This is a genomic window from Pseudomonas oryzihabitans (assembly GCF_024652905.1).
GTDB lineage: Bacteria > Pseudomonadota > Gammaproteobacteria > Pseudomonadales > Pseudomonadaceae > Chryseomonas > Chryseomonas benzopyrenica.
The window spans coordinates 2633097-2648416 of record NZ_CP102428.1; the positions used below are offsets into that span (position 1 = coordinate 2633097).

Here is a 15320-nt window from a genome sequence, read left to right on the forward strand (position 1 = left end):
CCTGTTCAAAGGCTCGCGAGCTAGAGACAAACAAGGCGAAAATGGCTGAGGAAGCAGAGTTTACGAGTGGTAAATGAGCATTCCGAAGCCATTTTCAACGCCGTTTGGCCGACGCGCAGCAGACTTTGAATAGGCTCTTACAGCCGGGCGACGTCTTCGGCCTGCAGACCCTTCTGGCCTTCTATCACCGAGAACTCCACCTGCTGGCCTTCGACTAGGGAGCGGTGGCCTTCACCGCGAATGGCGCGGTAGTGAACGAACACGTCTGCGCCGCCCTCGCGTTGAATGAATCCATATCCCTTGGCGTCATTGAACCACTTGACGGTCCCGGTTTCGCGTTGCTCACCCATCACATTTCTCCGAAGCTTTTCTGGATTTCCTATCCCCGCTCGCCACAGCCTGTGGCGACCGGGTCGCTTTGTTGTATCGGTACAGATCGCGCATCAGACCGGTCGCCAGGCTGGCCCGTATCCGACCATCGGCAACACGTTGCCGAAATCTTATGAAGCAGGGCTTTTCCGGCAAAAGCAACGTTCTTTACGCACAGTGCCATCACGGCTGGAAGCCACGCCAGCGCCGGATTGTCGACGATTTGAATGGCATTTTTTCGACACGCGGGACAAGGCGCCGACTGCCGGGTCGAAGTCAGAACAACACGGGTGGTTTTACGCCCGCCAGGCCATCCGGCACACTGCCGCCCCGTCCACCCGGTAGCCCTCCATGACCCGTTCGCCGCTGCGCCTGCTGGCCTTCTCGCTGCTCAAGCGCCTGCTCTATCTCTGGGTTCGCTCCGAGACCACCCAGGCGGCCAGCCTGCTCAGCCGCATCGATCCCGCCAAACCAGTGCTCTATGTACTGCCCGAGGCCTCGCTGAGCGATCTGGCGGTGCTCGACCGGGAATGCCGCAAGGCCGGCCTGCCACGACCGCTACGCCCGCTGGTGCTGGGGAGCAAGACCGAACCACTGGCCTACTTCAACGCCACCGGCAAGGCGAACTGGCGCGGGCGCCCCGCCCGGCGCTCGGTACCTCCTACTCTGCGCCGGGTGGTGACCGCAGTGACCGAGCAGCAGCTGGAAGACGTCCAGCTGGTACCGGTCAGCGTCTTCTGGGGCCAGTCGCCGGATCGCGAGACCAGTCCCTGGAAGCTGCTCTGGGCGGACAACTGGGTGGTGACCGGACGGCTGCGCAAGCTGGCGCGCATCCTGGTGCTGGGCCGGCTGACCCGGGTGCAGTTCTCCAAGCCGCTGTCGCTGGGCGAACTGGCCAGCCAGCGCCCCGATCCACAGCGCCTGGAACGTCTGGTGATGCGGCGGTTGCGCATCCACTTCCGCAACGTGCGCCAGGCGGTGATCGGCCCGGACCTGTCGCACCGACGCACCCTGCTGCGCGGCCTGCTGCGGGCGCCCCAGGTACGGGCGACCATCGCCCACGAAATCGCCCAGCGCAAGGCCACCCCCGGACGCATCGAAGACGAGGCGGCGCACTATGCGCGGGAGATCGCCTCGGACTTCTCCTATCCGGTGGTGCGCTGCCTGGACGTGGGTCTGCGCTGGTTCTGGAACAGCATCTACGATGGCGTCACGGTCAGCCACATCGAGCGGATCCAGGAGATGGCGCCCGGTCACACCGTGGTCTACGTGCCCTGCCATCGCAGCCACATCGACTACCTGCTGCTGTCCTACCTGCTGTTCCAGAACGGCCTGACGCCGCCGCACATCGCCGCCGGCATCAACCTGGACATGCCGGTGGTGGGCAATATCCTGCGCCGTGGCGGGGCCTTCTTCATGAGGCGCAGCTTCAAGGGCAACGCCCTCTATGCCGCGGTGTTCAACGAATACCTGCACAGTCTGTTCAGCCGCGGCTTCTCCACCGAATACTTCGTCGAGGGCGGCCGTTCGCGTACCGGACGCACCCTGCAGCCGCGCACCGGCATGCTGGCCATGACCCTGCGTAGCTTCCTGCGCGACTCCCGGCGGCCCATCGTCTTCGTGCCGGTGTACATCGGCTACGAGAAGGTCTTCGAGGGCCGCACCTACCTGGGTGAATTGCGCGGCGCGGCGAAAAAGAAGGAATCCATCTTCGACCTGGTCAAGGTGTTTGGCGCCCTGCGCCAGCGCTTCGGCCGGGTCTGGGTCAACTTCGGCGAACCCATTCCGCTGCAGGGCTTTCTCGATGCCCGCCGTCCGGGCTGGCGCGACGAACCCCTCGACGAAGACCTGAAGCCTGCCTGGTTCAATTCGGTCACCCACGAACTGGGCGAGCGGGTGGTACGCCGCATCAATGCCGCGGCGGCCGTCACCCCGGTCAACCTGGTGGCCCTGGCGCTGCTCTCGACCCATCGCCAGGCCCTCGACGAAGGCGCTCTGGTACGCGCCATCGACCTCTATCTGGATCTGCTGAAGCGGGTGCCCTACTCCACCAGCGTCACCCTGCCCGAGGGCGACGGCCAGGCGATCATCGAGGAGGTGCGCGCCCTGGGTTTCCTCTCCGAGCAGCAGGACGCCCTGGGGCGCATCCTCTACCTGGACGAGCAGAACGCGGTGCTGATGACCTACTACCGCAACAACGTCCTGCACCTCTTCGCCATCCCGGCGCTGATCGCCAGCTTCTTCCAGAACACCGGGCGCATGACCCGTGAGCTGATCCATAGATTCGCCCTGGCGCTCTATCCCTATCTGCAGGCCGAGCTGTTCATCCACTGGGAGCGCGAGGAGCTGCCCCTGGTGCTGGACGGCTGGCTAGAGGCCATGGTGGAGCGCGGCCTGCTGCGTATCGAGGACGACGTCTTCGTGCGCGCCGCGCCCAGCTCGCGGCAATTCGTCCGCCTCACCCTGCTGGCGCGGGCCATCCTGCAGACCCTGCAGCGCTACTACATGACCACCGCGCTGATCCTCAACCACGGCCAGAACAGCCTGACCGCGCCGCAGCTGGAAGAACTCTGCACGGTGATGGCCCAGCGGCTGTCGGTGCTGCACGGCCTCAATGCGCCGGAATTCTTCGACAAGTCGCTGTTCCGCCATTTCATCCAGACGCTGCTGGCCGAGGGGGTGCTGCGCAAGGCCGACGACGGCACCCTGGGCCACCATGAATTGCTCGGCGAGTTGGCCGAGGGTGCCGGCAAGCGGGTGTTGCCGGCGGAGATTCGCCTGTCGATCCGCCAGGTGGCCCTGGACCGCCCCGATGCCCCGGACCTGCCGGATCCGGAAACACCCGTTGTCGCCGGCAACTAAGCCGGCGTCCGTGGGTCACAGCAGTCGATTTCAGTCCAGGATCTAGCCATGAAAAGAATCGCCGCCCTGCTCGCCACCTCGCTGCTGCTCAGCGCCTGTAGCGGGCTGCGCCCCGGCCCCGCGACACCACCGCCGCCGAGCGGCCAGCCGTTGCCGCCCACCGAGCAGCCGCAGACCACCACCCCTGGCGTACCCACCCAGCCAAGCATGACCAGTCTCAGCGGTCAGGCCACCTTTACCGCCAACGAGCCAGTGCCGCCTACCGCCAAGCTCACCGTCAGCCTCTACAGCGCCAGCGCCGGCGACACCCCTGCCGGTCGGCTGGCCCAGCGCACCCTGTTCGTCAAGCAGCAGGGCCAGGTGCCCTTCCGCCTCGACTACGCCCCAGCCAAGGTCAAGAACGGCGAGCGCTACCTGCTCAGCGGCCGCATCCTGCTGGGCGGTCGCCCACTGTACCTGACCCAGGAGCCGGTAGTGGTGGACCTGAACAGCGGTGGCGAGGTGGAGTTGCCGTTGCAGCCGGTGCGTTGAGGTCCAGCCACTCTTGATGTCCATTTCGTAACAGCAGCTGTCCGCTGACTGGTTAAGCGATAGCGATAAGGCAAGGTCCGGGTTCCATGATCGCTCAGGAACCCGCTCTTGGACTTTGCCCAACTAACGCTCACGACACCCCGACTTTCGATCAGGCCTTTCCAACCGTCTGACCTTGAGACCTATGCGTCCTACCACAGCAAGCCGGGTGTCTACCGGTATCTTTATAGCGAACCCCCTACCCCAGCGGCGCTCGTCGAGCGTTTCCGCGATCTGCAGCAGCCCCGCTTCGAGACGACGGGCGACGAGTTAAGGTTGGCCGTCGTGAGGAAGGCTGATGGCAGGGTCTTGGGCGAGGTGTTGCTCAAGCTGGCAAGCGTGGACGCACGGCAAGCTGAGGTCGGCTACATCTTCGATCCTGAACAGGCAGGCCAGGGCTACGCCACCGAGGCCGTTGCGCGATTACTCACCTTCGGTTTCGCGGAGCTAGGCCTGCACCGCATTTTCGCTCGCCTGGACGTGCTCAATCAGGGCTCGATAGGCGTGGTGGAACGCCTGGGCTTGCGCCGGGAAGCCCACTTCGTCGAGAACGACCGCTTCGCCGGAATGTGGGGGGACGAGTACGTCTACGCGGTGCTGGCGCAAGAATGGCCGGTAGCGCAGACCTAATAACCCTTGGCTGACGCGCGGCAGCCTTCGAACACGCGCTTGCCGTAACGCCGACTAGGCTTCTCTGGCAGCCAAGTGCTCGACCTCGGCTGCTACCGGACAACTCGAGCCACAGGCAGACTCATCGCAGAAGCGGCAGAGATGATCGGCCTGCTGCGCGCCGGTCGTCAGCGCGGCCAGTATGGCTGCCAAGGCCTGCTGCAAGGCGTCCCGCTGGGTCTGGGGTACGGCATCCAGTGCCCGCGTCAATACCGCCGTTCGCGCCGCGATCAGCCGCTCACGTTGTACCTCGCCCGCCGAAGTCAGGCTGGCCTGGACTTCACGGCGATCCTGCCCAGGTTGGCGACTGACCAGGCCCGCACCGACCAGGGCATCGAGCGTCCGCACCATGACCGAATGGCTGAGACCGGCAATGGCCGCCAGCTCACGGATCGTCAGGCCGGGATACTGAGCCAGGGCATTGAGCACGGTACAGCCGGCGCTGCTGACGCCACTCGCCTGCTGTAAAGCCTGGGTCTGGGCATCGGCCACGGCCAGAGCGCAGGCCCCCAAGAGATTTTCCAGTTGCGCTTCGTTCATGGCTTTAATATATGTGTTCTGCATACATTTAAAACACGTCACTATTCATTAGCTTCATCCCCATGACTTCTCAGAATGCGAGCCTAGCTTAAATGACAGCCACCCAAGCGATCCCCTTCAAACGCGACCGCAGTCTGGCGACGCTAGCCATGATAGGTTCGGCAGCCTGCTGGGGCCTGGCCACCGTCGCCAGCCGCGACCTGCTGGAACAGGTGCCCGCCGCGACCCTGCTGCCGATCCAATTGCTAGCCAGTCTGCTCTTTCTGGCTATTCTCGCATCGCGCGAGAGCCGCCGGCCGGCATCGTGGCCGCTCTTGCTGCGTACCGCCTGGCCAGGCGTGCTCGAACCAGGGCTGGCTTATGGGATAGGGCTCGCCGGTCTCTCCCTGACCAGCGCCGGCCATGCCGCGGTGATAGGTTCGGCCGAACCCATGTTCATCGTCCTGCTGGGCTGGCTACTACTGGGGCAACGTCCTCGGCGACGCCTGCTCGCTTGTCTGCTGAGCACCGTGATCGGTTTGTCGCTGATCGGCCTCTGCGGTAGCGAGACCGGGAATTCGGCAACCTCGCTCCGGGGCGATCTGCTGATCGTGCTGGGGACGCTGTTCGCCGCCGGCTACGTCATCGCTTCGTCGCGCTTGGCAAATCTCTATCCACCCGCCAGCCTGGCCTTGGTGCAACAAGGCGCTGGACTGTTGTTCATCCTGACGCTGCAAGGGGTCATCGTCGCCGCGGGGTTCGCCACCCCCCGCTGGGATGCCCTGGACAAGGCAGTGATCGCCGAGGCGGCGCTGTCCGGGGTTCTACAATACGCCCTGCCCTTTTGGCTCTACCTCCTGGGCTTGCGCCACCTGAGCGCCGCCAGCGCCGGTCTCTATCTCGCCCTCATTCCGGTATTCGGCCTGGTCGCCGCCTTTCTCTGGCTGGACGAACGACCGACGATGGGCATGCTTCTCGGCGCCGCCCTCATCCTGGCGTCCATCGCGGTCGCGAGGCGATATACCTGACTCCCCTGCTACGCCTCGTTCTGGGTTCCGTGCGAAGATCCTGGCTCTTACCCTTCTCCCAAGGTGACTCGTGACGCCACGCCTCGCCATCAAGAGCTATGAGGGCGAACATCGGCCCCATGCCCATGCCTTCGCCCAGTTGGTGCTGCCCATTCAGGGCGGGATGCAGCTGGAGCTGGAAGGTCGAGGCGAGACGCGACTGCATACCGGTCTCGCGGCCCTGGTGGCGCCTGACTGCGGTCATGCGCAGCTGTCCGCGCCGGACAGCCGCTTCCTGGTGATCGACTGCGCCACCGACTGGCTACCGGCCCGGACGCTGGATCAGGCGCTGCGCCAACCCGGCCTGCCGATTCCACCGGCGGCACGGCAGCTGATCACCTTTGCCGAACTGACTCCAGCGGCAGCCCTCACCCAGCACGCCAGCGAACTCACGCGCCTGCTCCTGCACTCCCTTACCGTCACAGTCCCGGCCTCGGCCTTCGAGCTCTTGCTGGCACGGGTAGAGGCCCAGCCTGCGGGTGACTGGACCAATGCGGCCATGGCCAATCTGGCCGGGGTCGGCCTGAGTCGCCTGCACCTGCTTTTCCACGAGCGCTTCGGCCAGACACCCCAGGCCTGGCTGACCGATCTGCGGCTGCGTCAGGCCCAGCGCTGGCTGGAAGACAGCCGCCTGCCCATCGTCGAGATCGCCCTGCGCGTCGGCTTTTCCGATCAGGCCGCCCTCACCAGGGCCATGACCCGTCGCCAGGGCATCAGCCCCGCCGCCTGGCGGCGCAGCCAGCGCACGCCTGGGTAAAAAACGCCGGAGCCTCGCGCAAGACCCACCCCTCAGGCTATCGCCAGACTGCTGCCGAAACAGCGAAGGCGAGTGACATGAGCGAACGACGGGTATCGGCAACGGGAATTGGCTATGGGGTCGCGGCAGGCCTGTGCTGGGGCGTGATCTTTCTCGCCCCGGCGCTGGTGCCCGATCTCGGCGGCGCCCAGTTCGCCGTGCTGCGCTTTCTCTGTTACGGCGGGGTCTCGCTGGTGTTGCTCCTGCCACGCTGGCACAGGCTGCGCGCACAACTCACCCGTAGCGATGGGAGACGGCTGTTCTGGCTGAGCCTGATCGGCAACCTGGGCTACTACGCCCTGGTAGGCGCCGGGGTGCAGCAGGCCGGCATCGCCGCGACCACCCTGATCGTCGGCCTGATTCCGCTGCTGGTAGCCCTGGCCGGGCACGCAGACACCGGGGCCGTGGGTGTCGATCGCCTATGGCCATCAATGGCCTGCGCCCTGCTCGGGGTGGGGCTGATCAGCTACGAGGCGCTGACCGTCACGGCCCTGGGCGCCCAACCGGCCCTGGGTTTGCTCTGCGCCTGCGGCGCCCTGCTGGCCTGGAGTTGGTTCGCGGTAGCCAATACCCGTCACCTGACCGTGACTGCCATCGGCAGCCACGACTGGGCCCTGCTGCTGGGCGGAGTGACCGGCCTCCAGGCGCTGCTGGCCGCGCCCTTCCTGCTGGGGCCGGAACTGCTGGTACGGGCACCCCAGGACTGGGTGCAGCCGCTGGTGGTAGCCGCCGGCGTGGCGCTGCTCGCCTCGGTGGTCGGTGGCTTCTGCTGGAACCAGGCCAGTCGCCGCCTGCCGCTGACCCTGAGCGGCCAGGCCATCGTCATCGAAACGCTGTCTTCGCTGCTCTACGGCTTTCTCTGGCAGTGGCGGTTGCCGACGCTGCTGGAAGCCCTGGCCATCGGCCTGCTGATCGTGGGGGTGGTCTGGTGCCTGAGGTGCCACCAGCAGCCTGTCCCGACCAGCGCGCCAGCCGGGTCGGCCTGCTAGCGGCGCAGCCCTAGAACAATCGGGCTATCTCGTTCAGGCTGAGCACGATGAACAGCGCCGCGGCCAGCCCCAGCAGGCCGTTGGACAGCCAGCCCGAACGCCATTCCTTGGGCACCCGCTTGGAGTTGAGCAGCCAGATCAGCGTCAGGGCCAGGAACGGCATGAAGAAGGCGCCAAAGGCCCCGTAGGCGATGATCAGGCCAAAGGGGCGGCCGAGCAGCAGCAACACCATCGGCGGGAAGGTCAGCCAGAGCACATAGAAACGGAAGGCCGGGGTCTTCTCCAGATCACCCCGGTCGCCGGTGCCACCGGTGGCCTGGCGGACGAAGTCGGCGAACAGCAGGGACACGCCGTGCCACACCCCCAGGATCGAGGAGAAGGTGGTCGCCGCGAAGCCGATCAGGAAGACGGTGGAGACCACCGGGCCGAAGCGCTGCTCCAGCACCTCGTCCAGGTCGAGCAGGCCGCGATCGCCGCTGGAAAGGGTGATCTGCGCGGTATAGAGCAACTCGGCGCCGACGATGAGCATGGCGATGACGAAGATGCCGGTGGCGATGTAGGCCACCTGGTTGTCCAGGCGCATCACGCCCATCCAGGCCGGAGTCCGCCAACCCTTGGCGTTCACCCAGTAGCCATAGGCGGCCATGGTGATGGTGCCACCGACGCCGCCGATGAGGCCCAGGGTGTAGATCGCCGAGCCTTCGGGGATGGTCGGCACCAGGCCGGTGACGGCATGGCCGAGGTTGGGCATGACCAGGATGGCCAGCCCCACCACCACCACGAACATCACGCCGATGAAGAACTTCATCGCCGCCTCGAACACCGCATAGCGATTGAGCAGCACGAAGACCGCGCCGGCGATGCCCGACAGGGCGCCCCAGGCCCAGAACGGCAGCACGTCCGGGAACAGCGCGGCCAGCGGCAAGGCCGTGGCGCTCATGGCGGTGCCGCCATAGACGAAGCCCCAGAGCACGATGTAGATGCCGAAGTACCAGTAGGTCCAGATGCCCAGGGAGCGCCAGCCTTCGAGCATGGTCGAGCCGGTGGCCAGGTGGTAGCGCGCGGAGCCTTCGGCCAGGGCGATCTTGACGATGCAGCCCACCACCGCGGCCCAGAGCAGGGCATAGCCGAAGCGCGAGCCGGCGATGAGGGTGGCGACCAGATCGCCGGCGCCGACCCCGGTCACCGCGACCACGATGCCCGGGCCCACCAGTTTCCAGCGCGCCAGGGTACCGCGGGGCGGTTGCGACAGATCGGCCGCCGAGGGGGTGGGCGCGACCTTGTTGTTGTTTTCGGTCATGGGCTCTCTCCGGTGTGGGACGTGCCTCGACTGTCCCGGATGACCGGTCAGTCAACAAGCGCCGGAGGATTACAAGGTGTAAACGCCTGAACCGCTCTAGGACAGTGGCGGCAGCGCCCAGTCGATGGGGGTGAGGCCGGCGTTGCGCAGGAATTCGTTGGTGCGGCCGAAATGGCCGTTGCCGATGAAGCCGCGGTGGGCCGACAGCGGCGAGGGATGCGCCGACTTGAGGATCAGGTGCTTCTGGGGGTCGATAAGCGTCTGTTTGCTCTGGGCATGGCTGCCCCAGAGCAGGAACACCAGATTCTCGCGCTCGGCGCTGACCACCTCGATGATACGGTCGGTGAAGCGCTGCCAGCCGGCCTTGGCGTGGGAACCGGCGTTGGCCTGCTCCACCGTCAGCGAGGTGTTGAGCAGCAGGACGCCCTGCTCGGCCCAGTGCTGCAGATAGCCGTGGTTGGGAATGGGCAGGTTCAGGTCGCGCTTGAGTTCCTTGAAGATGTTCTGCAACGACGGTGGTGCCGGCACGCCAGGCTGCACCGAAAAGCTCAGGCCGTGGGCCTGGCCCGGCCCGTGATAGGGATCCTGCCCGAGGATGACCACCCGGACCCGATCCAAAGGGGTGGTATTGAGAGCATTGAAGATCAGCGGACCGGGCGGATAGATGACCTTGCCCGCTGCCTTCTCGCGTCGGAGGAATTCGCTCAGCTGGCGCATGTAGGGCTGCTCGAATTCGTCGCGTAGCGCGGCTTTCCATTGGGGGTCGAGCTTGATGCGATCGTCGTCCACGATTCGAGGCTTCCTGGTAAAGACAAGGGCAGCACCCTAGGAAAGCTGGCTGCCCCTGTCAAACCCGCTACCAGCGCGGACCATAGCGCGGGCCCCAGCCGGGCGGACCATAACCCGGACGCGGCCCCCAGCCTGGCGGTCCCCAACCGGGACCCGGCCCCCAGTGAGGCGATGGCGGCGGGGCCGGTCGATAGTAGTAGCCGTAGCCATAGGGCCGCACGATGACCGCGGGCGGCGGATAGGCCGGCGTGCCGTAGAAGACCGCCGCAGGGGGTGCCGGACGGCTGTAATAGCGCGGGGACGTGTCGTAGACGGTGCAGCCGGTGAGGGTCAGGGCACAGAGCGACGCCAAGAGAAGATGGCGCATGAGAGATCTCCAGGACGGCCCGGATGAGCCTGGAGAAAGTCTAAGCTGCGCCTGCTGCTCACGCTTGCTTATCGTGCGTTCATTCAGCCGGGATTAAGAGACGTCGGTCAGCGCTCGTCCTGTTCGCTCAAGTAGTCCCGCAGTCGCTCCTGCAGATGGGGTATACCCTGGGGATGGGCGAGGAAGTCGGCGAGACTCATCAGTTGCCAGTGCTGCCCTTCGTCGCCAAAGCGAATGGCAGCGATCTCGGCCGGGTGCAGTTCTCCGGCGAACAGCCAGCTGGGCAGGTAGCCGGGCTGGCGCGGTGGATAACAGCGACCCCAGGTCAGACGAGCTTCATCCAAGACCAGGCCGAATTCCTCGTCCAGCTCGCGCAAGGCGCAACGCTCCGGGGTCTCGCCGTCTTCGCGACCACCTCCGGGCAGGTCCCAGAGGGCCGGCCAGGGGATGTCGGGCTTGTCGTCGCGCTGATAGACCAGGATCTGGTCAGCGCAGAGCAGCGCCAGCTTGGCGCCGTTGAAGGCATGGCGGGACATGCTGAACTTCCAGTGATGACGGGGAGACCGCCAGGCCTCCCCGCCGGGCCTCAATAACCCAACTGCTTGAGCAGGGCGCCAGGTGCCTGCTTGGCCGGCCGCTCATAGAACTTCAGCAGTTCGACGCTGCGGTTGGTGAAGAAGCCATCCACACCACGCGGCGCCAGGCGAGCGAAGTCCACCGCCGAATCCACGGTATAGGCGTGCACCAGCAGGCCGCGCTCGTGGGCCACGTCGTTCATCCAGGGCTTCACCAGGTCCGCGTAGCTCTGGTCGCCACCCTCCTCCAGTGCCGCCGACGGACCGATGCCGACGGCGCCATGGGCCTTGGCCCATTCGACCCAGGCGGTGAAGTCACCCTCGGAACGTACCTGCTGCTTGGCGTAGTAGGCCGCCTTGCTGGCCTCGCCCGACTCGGCATAGGTCGGCCCGGGCTTGGCCGGGATGTAGTCGTCGCCCAGCCACAGCAGCAGGATCTTCGGCGTATTGGGCATCTCCTTTTGCAGCAGCTCCAGGCTGCCTTTCTCGAAGGTCTGCAGGATCACCCGCCCGGGCATGGCGGCGACACCGGTGGCACCGGCCTTGGGCTGACCGAGCCAGCCGCGCTGGGTCAGCTTGGCCTTGAGATCGCGCTCGATGCCGGGAAACAGTTTGGGCTGCTTGGTCTCGATGTAGAGGCCCGGCTTGTTGCGCCCGCCCTCGGCGATATCGATGACCTCGTCGAGGGTGAGGATCTTGAGTCCGGCGAACTTGGCTCGGGCGCGGTCGGGATGGGCCTGGTTGAACCAGCTGCCGGCATCCAGCGACTTGAGCTCGGCCAGGGTGAACTGGCTGACCGGCGCCTTGGCGCGCTCGGGAAAGCGCTTGGCGACATCGGTGGTGCGTTCCAGGGTGTCGTCGTGCAGGGCGATGAGCTGGCCGTCCTTGGTGCGCTGCAGATCGAGCTCCAGGTAGTCGGCACCCAGCTCTCGTGCCACCAGATAGGCCGGGGCGGTGGATTCCGGCGCATCGAAGGAGGCGCCGCGATGGGCGATCACCGCCGGCCAGGGAATGCCGGCCTGGCGGGCCAGGGTCTGGCCGACGTCGGCTTCGGTGGCCAGGGCCAGCTGGCTGACCAGCAGGGTTCCGGGTATGAGGGTACGGATCAGGGTGCGCAAGGCGTTTATTGTCATGGGGTCCTCGGGTGGTCCGACGGGTAGCGCTGAGACTGCTGGAGATCGCACGCCCCTTGCAGGTTCGGCTGCGGCTCCACGGAAACAGCTGCAGAAGCCTAGCTCAAGGTGAGCGGATAGGTCGGTCGATCAAGGACGACAGCCTGTCGTCGATCCCCTACACCGCCCCCTGAACAGCCTTCAGGTGGCAGACTGCACCCCGGATGTGACATTGGGCAGACACCCGGGGCAGCAGACGTTATCCAGGTCGCAATTTCCGGTACTCTGCCGCCCGCTTCGCCTGACGAGATCACCATGGCTGCATCACCCATCCCCTGCGATCCCACCCGCTGCCCGCTGTGCGGCAAGGCCAATAGCTGCGCCCTCGCCGCCGGTGGCGAGATCCACGATTGCTGGTGCCTGCAGACGCCGGTCGATCCAGCGGCCTTGACGCGCCTGCCCGAGGACGAGCGCAACCAGCGCTGCCTGTGCCCGGCCTGCGCGGCGGGTATTGCGCGCGAATCCCACTGATGCGCCTGGACCGTTGGCTGGGCAACAGACCCGAACTGGGTCGCCAACTGGCCCGCCGTCTGCTCGCCGAAGGCCGGGTGCGGGTCAATGGCGCCACCACCCAGCAGGCCGAGCAGGAGGTGTTCACCTTCGATCGCATCGAGGCCGACGAACGCCTGCTGCAGGACGGTCCCGGCGGTCGCTACCTGATGCTGCACAAGCCACGCGGCTGCGTGAGCGCCACCGTCGACGCCCGCCATGCCACGGTGCTGGACTGCCTGGCAGCGGACCAGCGCGCCGACCTGCACCTGGCCGGCCGGCTGGACTTCAACACCACCGGCCTGCTGCTGCTCACCAACGACGGCCAGTGGTCGCGCGGCCTCAGTCATCCCCGCCACAAGCAGACCAAGCGCTACCGGGTCACCGCCGCCGAGGTCATCCCACTGCAGCTGGTGACCGCCTTCGCCGAAGGACTCTATTTCGCCTACGAAGACCTCACCACCCAGCCCGCCCAGCTGGAGCTGCTGGATGAGCACAGCGCCTACCTGACCCTGGTCGAGGGCCGCTATCACCAAGTCAAGCGCATGTTCGGTCGCTTCGGCATTGAGGTCATCGCCCTGCACCGCGATCGCATCGGCACGCTGCCCCTGGATCCGGCGCTGGCGGAGGGCGCCTATCGCTCGCTCACCGCTGCCGAGGTGGCCGTGCTACGTCCGGCGGATTAGGGGAACAGGACCTCGGGAGTACCGGTCGGGATGCAGACACGCACCCTCCCGGAGACCTTTCATGCGTATCGACATCCCCTCCCTCGGTTTCGGCGGCGCCCCTCTGGGCAACATGTTCCGCGAGGTAGGCGACGCCGACGCCCGGGCGACCCTCGAAGCCGCCTGGGATGCTGGCATCCGCCTCTATGACACCTCGCCGCACTATGGCGCCGGCCTGTCCGAGCGCCGCTTCGCCGAGGTGCTGGCCGACAAACCGCGCGATGACTTCGTCCTCTGCAGCAAGGTCGGTCGCCTGCTGGAACCGGCTGACCAGCCGGAAAACGCCCCGCCGTTCGTCAACGAACTGCCCTTCAAGCGGGTGCTCGACTATTCCGCCGAGGGTGCCCGCCGCTCCATCGAAGCCAGCCTGGAACGCCTCAAGACCGACCGCCTCGACCTGGTCTGGATTCACGATCTCTCGGAAGACCAGCACGGTCCGGCCTGGCGCGACTACTTCGCCCAGGCCATGCAGGGGGCGGCCAAGGCCCTCACCGAGATGCGCGAGGAAGGCCTGATCCTGGGCTGGGGCCTGGGCGTCAACCTGGTGGAACCCTGCCGGCTGGCGCTGGAGCAAAGCGATCCCGACGCCTTCCTGCTGGCCGGTCGCTATTCGCTGCTGGACCACCGCGAAGCCCTGGACACCCTCTTCCCCGAATGCGAACGCCGCGGCGTGGGCATCGTGGTGGGCGGGCCCTTCAACTCCGGCTTGCTGGCCGGCGGCAAGCACTACAACTATGCCGAAGCCGAGCCCGCGTTGCGCCGCAAGGTCGAATTGATCGAAGGCGTCTGCCAGGATCACGGGGTGGATATCCGCGCCGCGGCCCTGCAGTTCTGCCTGGCCCATCCCAACGTGGCCGCCACCATCCCCGGCAGCAGCACCCCGGCGCGGGCCCGGCAGAACGCTGAACTGCTGCGGGCGCCTATCCCCGCTGCCTTCTGGCGCAACCTGCGTGAGATCGGGGTATTGCCGGAAGATGCACCGACGCCAGCGTGAGGCCCTTTGCGTGAGTCAAGGGGGCGGCTGTGCTAGGCTCGCCGCCCCCTTTCGATCCTGTCCACCGCCATGACTTCGCCCCGCCGCCCCCTGCCTGGCCGCCCCGCGCCTCTGCATCCGCGCAATCGCCACCAGGGCAGCTATGACTTTCCGGCCCTGATGCGGACGAGCCCAGCGCTCAGGCCCTTCGTAGCACCGACGCCGCGGGGCAATCTGTCCATCGATTTCACCGATCCCCAGGCGGTTCGGGCGCTCAATCGGGCCTTGCTGGCGCTGTACCATGGCGTGCGGGACTGGGACATCCCCGCCGATTTCCTCTGCCCACCGATTCCCGGTCGGGCGGATTACCTGCATCATCTGGCCGATCTGCTGGCCGAGGGCACGGGTGGCCGGATTCCCCGTGGCGCGACGACGCGGCTGCTGGACGTAGGCACCGGCGCCAATGGCGTCTACCCGCTGATCGGTTTCAAGGAGTATGGCTGGCACTTCGTGGGCAGCGACATCGCCCCAGCGGCCCTGGACGCTTTCGGCCGCACCCTGGCCGCCAATCCGGATTGCGCCGCCGCCATCGAATTGCGCCACCAGCCGGATCCCCAGGCGATCTTCGCCGGCATCCTGCAACCCGGGGAGCGCTACGCCGCCACCCTGTGCAATCCGCCCTTCCACGCCAGCCCCGACGATGCCGTGCGCGGCAGCACGCGCAAATGGAAGAATCTGGGCAAGACCACTGGTAAGCAGGTTCCCCTGCTCAACTTCGGCGGCCAGGCGGCCGAACTCTGGTGCCCCGGCGGCGAGGCAGCCTTTATCGAACGGATGATTCGCGAGAGCCGCGCCTTCGCCAAGCAGGTCGGCTGGTTCACCTGTCTGGTGTCAAAGGTCAGCAACCTGCCGCTGCTACAGGCGGCGCTGCGCCGCGAGCAAGCCAGCGAGATCCGTGTCGTGGCCATGGCCCAGGGCCAGAAGCAGAGTCGCTTTCTCGCCTGGCGTTTCGGCTAGGTGCTGTACGAAAAATGCCCGCGCGGCGATGTTTCGTTGAAAAAGGCGTGGATCGCCAGCCCTACCTAGCCC

The 15320-nt window shown here is 66.3% G+C and carries 17 protein-coding genes; 10 read left to right on the forward strand and 7 right to left on the reverse strand.

What is annotated here, in order from left to right:
* Nucleotides 1–137 precede the first annotated feature (137 nt).
* The gene (locus tag NRG74_RS12205) at nt 138–350 is read right to left on the reverse strand and encodes a cold-shock protein (RefSeq protein WP_017641736.1); all 213 of its coding nucleotides are present in this window, start codon (nt 348–350) and stop codon (nt 138–140) included.
* A gap of 370 nt (nt 351–720) precedes the next feature.
* On the opposite strand from NRG74_RS12205, the gene plsB reads away from it, so the two are divergent.
* From plsB to NRG74_RS12220, 3 genes are all read left to right on the forward strand, one after another.
* Nucleotides 721–3231 carry a glycerol-3-phosphate 1-O-acyltransferase PlsB gene (plsB, locus tag NRG74_RS12210; protein WP_257704087.1) on the forward strand — a complete coding sequence of 837 codons (2511 nt, stop codon included), beginning with the start codon at nt 721–723 and terminating at the stop codon, nt 3229–3231.
* Between the two features lie 48 nt (nt 3232–3279).
* Complete coding sequence (locus NRG74_RS12215; protein WP_017641735.1) at nt 3280–3762, forward strand: YbaY family lipoprotein; 483 nt, start codon at nt 3280–3282, stop codon at nt 3760–3762.
* A 108-nt stretch (nt 3763–3870) separates the two neighbouring features.
* Nucleotides 3871–4431 (forward strand): GNAT family N-acetyltransferase, encoded by a 561-nt coding sequence (locus tag NRG74_RS12220; RefSeq protein WP_064307969.1) that lies wholly within the window; start codon nt 3871–3873, stop codon nt 4429–4431.
* A 54-nt stretch (nt 4432–4485) separates the two neighbouring features.
* Here NRG74_RS12220 and NRG74_RS12225 read toward each other — a convergent pair whose 3' ends face one another.
* Entirely contained in the window at nt 4486–5010 is a 525-nt protein-coding gene (locus NRG74_RS12225) for a MarR family winged helix-turn-helix transcriptional regulator (RefSeq protein WP_160923612.1), read from the reverse strand.
* A gap of 92 nt (nt 5011–5102) precedes the next feature.
* Between NRG74_RS12225 and NRG74_RS12230 the strand changes: the two genes are divergently transcribed.
* The 3 genes from NRG74_RS12230 (at nt 5103) to NRG74_RS12240 (ending at nt 7841) form a co-directional block, all read left to right on the forward strand.
* A complete protein-coding gene (locus NRG74_RS12230) occupies nt 5103–6017 on the forward strand; it encodes a DMT family transporter (RefSeq protein WP_017641732.1) in 915 nt (304 codons plus the stop codon).
* 70 nt (nt 6018–6087) lie between these two features.
* Entirely contained in the window at nt 6088–6813 is a 726-nt protein-coding gene (locus NRG74_RS12235; RefSeq protein WP_257704091.1) for an AraC family transcriptional regulator, read from the forward strand.
* Nucleotides 6814–6890: 77 nt separating this feature from the next.
* A complete protein-coding gene (locus tag NRG74_RS12240) occupies nt 6891–7841 on the forward strand; it encodes a DMT family transporter (protein WP_257704093.1) in 951 nt (316 codons plus the stop codon).
* Nucleotides 7842–7851: 10 nt separating this feature from the next.
* Here the strand turns inward: NRG74_RS12240 and NRG74_RS12245 are convergent, their stop codons facing one another.
* The 5 genes from NRG74_RS12245 to NRG74_RS12265 form a co-directional block, all read right to left on the reverse strand.
* Complete coding sequence (locus NRG74_RS12245; RefSeq protein WP_257704094.1) at nt 7852–9141, reverse strand: Nramp family divalent metal transporter; 1290 nt, start codon at nt 9139–9141, stop codon at nt 7852–7854.
* Nucleotides 9142–9237: 96 nt separating this feature from the next.
* Nucleotides 9238–9933, reverse strand: coding sequence for a uracil-DNA glycosylase (gene ung, locus NRG74_RS12250; protein ID WP_257706590.1), 696 nt, complete (start codon nt 9931–9933; stop codon nt 9238–9240).
* A 64-nt stretch (nt 9934–9997) separates the two neighbouring features.
* On the reverse strand, nt 9998–10297 hold the full coding sequence (locus tag NRG74_RS12255) for a hypothetical protein (RefSeq protein ID WP_257704096.1): 300 nt from the start codon (nt 10295–10297) through the stop codon (nt 9998–10000).
* A 107-nt stretch (nt 10298–10404) separates the two neighbouring features.
* Nucleotides 10405–10833, reverse strand: a complete 429-nt coding sequence (locus tag NRG74_RS12260) for an NUDIX hydrolase (RefSeq protein WP_257704098.1) — start codon at nt 10831–10833, stop codon at nt 10405–10407.
* 50 nt (nt 10834–10883) lie between these two features.
* Entirely contained in the window at nt 10884–12005 is a 1122-nt protein-coding gene (locus tag NRG74_RS12265) for a glycerophosphodiester phosphodiesterase (protein ID WP_257704100.1), read from the reverse strand.
* A 294-nt stretch (nt 12006–12299) separates the two neighbouring features.
* Here NRG74_RS12265 and NRG74_RS12270 point away from each other — a divergent pair, with 294 nt between their 5' ends.
* The 4 genes from NRG74_RS12270 (at nt 12300) to rlmF (ending at nt 15248) form a co-directional block, all read left to right on the forward strand.
* Entirely contained in the window at nt 12300–12515 is a 216-nt protein-coding gene (locus NRG74_RS12270; RefSeq protein WP_257704101.1) for a cysteine-rich CWC family protein, read from the forward strand.
* Nucleotides 12515–13219, forward strand: coding sequence for a pseudouridine synthase (locus NRG74_RS12275; protein ID WP_257704102.1), 705 nt, complete (start codon nt 12515–12517; stop codon nt 13217–13219). Before NRG74_RS12270 ends, NRG74_RS12275 begins: the two co-directional genes overlap by 1 nt.
* A gap of 61 nt (nt 13220–13280) precedes the next feature.
* Nucleotides 13281–14252: an aldo/keto reductase gene (locus NRG74_RS12280; RefSeq protein ID WP_257704103.1), complete on the forward strand. Its 972-nt coding sequence runs from the start codon at nt 13281–13283 to the stop codon at nt 14250–14252.
* Nucleotides 14253–14321: 69 nt separating this feature from the next.
* Nucleotides 14322–15248: a 23S rRNA (adenine(1618)-N(6))-methyltransferase RlmF gene (rlmF, locus tag NRG74_RS12285; protein WP_257704104.1), complete on the forward strand. Its 927-nt coding sequence runs from the start codon at nt 14322–14324 to the stop codon at nt 15246–15248.
* The last annotated feature ends 72 nt before the right edge of the window (nt 15249–15320 follow it).